General features: G+C 66.5%; 4 protein-coding genes and 1 pseudogene. 2 read left to right on the top strand and 3 right to left on the bottom strand.

What is annotated here, in order from left to right; translation table 11 throughout:
• Together BGO22_RS08640 and BGO22_RS08635 are read left to right on the top strand one after the other, a co-directional pair.
• Window positions 1-468 (top strand): RsmB/NOP family class I SAM-dependent RNA methyltransferase (locus tag BGO22_RS08640; protein WP_286850182.1); only part of this gene is annotated, 468 nt, incomplete at its 5' end.
• A gap of 166 nt (window positions 469-634) precedes the next feature.
• Complete coding sequence (locus tag BGO22_RS08635; protein WP_070400611.1) at window positions 635-1,861, top strand: DesA family fatty acid desaturase; 1,227 nt, start codon at window positions 635-637, stop codon at window positions 1,859-1,861.
• A gap of 90 nt (window positions 1,862-1,951) precedes the next feature.
• Here the strand turns inward: BGO22_RS08635 and rpmG are convergent, their stop codons facing one another.
• From rpmG to BGO22_RS08620, 3 genes and pseudogenes are all read right to left on the bottom strand, one after another.
• Window positions 1,952-2,122, bottom strand: coding sequence for a 50S ribosomal protein L33 (gene rpmG / locus BGO22_RS08630; protein ID WP_070400610.1), 171 nt, complete (start codon window positions 2,120-2,122; stop codon window positions 1,952-1,954).
• Between the two features lie 11 nt (window positions 2,123-2,133).
• The gene (rpmB, locus tag BGO22_RS08625; RefSeq protein ID WP_070400609.1) at window positions 2,134-2,367 is read right to left on the bottom strand and encodes a 50S ribosomal protein L28; all 234 of its coding nucleotides are present in this window, start codon (window positions 2,365-2,367) and stop codon (window positions 2,134-2,136) included.
• A gap of 203 nt (window positions 2,368-2,570) precedes the next feature.
• Window positions 2,571-2,744: pseudogene (locus BGO22_RS08620) on the bottom strand (thioredoxin-disulfide reductase); the annotation flags it as partial.

The following is a 2,744-nucleotide window of genomic DNA, read 5'->3' as shown; positions in this document are numbered from 1 at the left end:
CTGTCCAACGTGCACCCCGTGGCCATCGCGCACGAGCGCGACGAGCGCATCAAGCGCCTGGCCGGCAAGATCGATCGGGTGCTGGTCGACGCGCCGTGCTCCGGCCTGGGCACGCTGCGCCGCAGCCCCGACCTCAAGTGGCGCCAGACCCCCGAGACTGTGGCCGCGCAGGCCGCCACGCAGCGCGCCATCCTGGACAGCGCGGCGCGCCTGCTCAAGCCCGGCGGGCGGCTGGTTTACGCCACCTGCAGCCTGCTGCGCGATGAAAACGAGGCCGTGGCCGAGGCCTTTTCGGCAGCGCACCCCGGCTTCGAGGTTGAACCGGTGGCGCCGTTGCTGGACGCCCTGCGCGTGCCCGACGCCCCGTCCTTGTGCGGCCCGGCCGACGAAGGGCGTTTCCTGCGCCTGTGGCCCCACCGGCACGGCACCGACGGCTTTTTCGCCGCCGTCTGGCGGAAAAAAGCTTGATCGGGGTCAATTGGCCCTGAAGTAACGGGCACTTCCGGCCTTTGCCGGGGACCAATGGCTTGGTCGGGAGACACCCCCCGCCTAAAATCCTGCCTGCGCCGCCCGCCTGCCCCGGGCGCGTGTGAAGGCTTGTCCTCCGTTTCCGGGCAGTCCTGATAGGACTTCGATGACCGCTTCCGACCCTGGTGCCTTTTCCGCGTTGCTCGACGGCGTGGTGAACTTCCTGATCAACGGCGTGACCGGCGCCAGCTGGTGGCAGGTCGTGCTGATCGCGCTGGTGCTGACGCACATCACCATCGCCAGCGTCACGATCTACCTGCACCGCCACTCGGCCCACCGCTCGCTCGATCTGCACCCGATCGCCGCGCACTTCTTCCGCTTCTGGCTCTGGATGACCACCGGCATGGTCACCAAGGAATGGACGGCCATCCACCGCAAGCACCACGCCAAGTGCGAGCAGGAAGGCGACCCCCACAGCCCGCACATCTTCGGCATCAAGAAGGTGTTCTGGGAAGGCGCCGAGCTCTACCGTGCCGAGGCCAAGAACGCCGACACCATGGCGCGCTACGGCCACAACACGCCGAACGACTGGATCGAGCGCAACCTCTACACGCGCTTCTCGGCGCTGGGCGTGAGCCTCATGCTGATCCTCGATGTGGTGCTGTTCGGCGCCCTGGGCCTGATGGTCTGGGCGATCCAGATGGCCTGGATTCCCATCACGGCCGCCGGCATCATCAACGGCATCGGCCACTGGTGGGGCTACCGCAACTTCGAGGCGGTGGACGGCAGCACCAACGTCTCGCCCTGGGGCATCATCATCGGCGGCGAGGAGCTGCACAACAACCACCACACCTACCCCACCTCGGCCAAGCTGTCGGTCAAGCCTTACGAGTTCGACATCGGCTGGATGTACATCAGCATCCTGCAGTCGCTGGGCCTGGCCACGGTCAAGAAGGTGCCGCCCAAGATGGCCTTCGGCGCCGTCAAGCCGGTGGCCGACGAGCAGACGTTGGAGGCCATCATCGCCAATCGCTATGAGGTGATGGCCGGCTACGCGCGCGAATTGCGCGAGGCCTGCAAGGTGGAAATCGCCACGCTCAAGGCCCGCCAGGCCGACGCTTCGGTGCTGACGGCCGCCAAGCGCTGGCTGCACCGCGACGACGACAAGGTGCCCGCCGCTGTCAAGCCGCAGCTGGCCCAGGTTCGCGCCGAGCACCCGGTGCTCGACAAGATGGTGACCATGCGCGAAGAGCTTCGCGCCCTGTGGTCCAGCACCAACGCCACGCGCGAGCAGCTCGCCGCCGACCTGCAGGCCTGGTGCCGCCGCGCGGAAGAGAGCGGCATCGCCGCGCTGCGCGACTTCTCCATCCGCCTGCGCTCGGCCCACGCTTGAGCGGCATGCGCTCACGCCGCTCGGCGGCGTGAGCAGGCAACAAAAAACCCGCTGTTCTCACAGCGGGTTTTTTGTTGGGGAAACGGGCTCTTACTTGAGCTTCGCTTCTTTGTATTCCACGTGCTTGCGGGCCTTCGGGTCGAACTTGATAAAGCCCAGCTTGTCCGGCGTGGTCTTCTTGTTCTTGTCCGTGGTGTAGAAGTGGCCGGTGCCCGCGGAGGACACCAGTTTGATCTTTTCGCGACCGCCTTTGGTTGCCATGGTGATTCTCCTTAAGCCTGGCCGTTGGCGCGCATGTCGGCCAGCACGACGTCGATGCCCTTCTTGTCGATCAGGCGCAGGGCAGCGCCGGAGACGCGCAGGCGCACCCAGCGGTTCTCGCTCTCGACCCAGAAACGGCGGTATTGCAGGTTCGGCAGGAACCGGCGCTTGGTTTTGTTGTTGGCGTGGGAAACGTTGTTCCCGACCTGGGGCTTCTTGCCCGTGACGTCGCAGACGCGTGCCATGAGGACACTCCGATCCATTCACACGGCTGTTCGCGGCGGGCCGCCGGGGGAATTCCCGGCGACTGGCGTCCAGCCTCACCTCGCCAGTTGTGGGTGGCGGTAACCCAAAATCGCGGTTGGCCCGGCGGACGCCGGACTTTCAGCAAAGCCCGCAATTATAGCCATAGCCGGCCCGGGCGGCCGAATAGGACGGGCTGGGGGGCTCAGGCGCCCTGCTGCTCCAGGAAGCGCTGAGCGTCCAGCGCGGCCATGCAGCCCGTGCCAGCGCTGGTGATGGCCTGGCGGTACACATGGTCCTGCACGTCGCCCGCCGCGAAGATGCCGGGCACGCTGGTCATGGTGGCCATGCCGCTGAGCCCCGATTTCGTGACGATGTA

It is taken from the genome of Hydrogenophaga sp. 70-12, from assembly GCF_001897365.1.
GTDB classification, from domain to species: domain Bacteria; phylum Pseudomonadota; class Gammaproteobacteria; order Burkholderiales; family Burkholderiaceae_C; genus Hydrogenophaga; species Hydrogenophaga borbori.
Note: the sequence above shows the minus strand (reverse complement) of the source record. Positions and strands in the feature narration are given on the sequence as shown.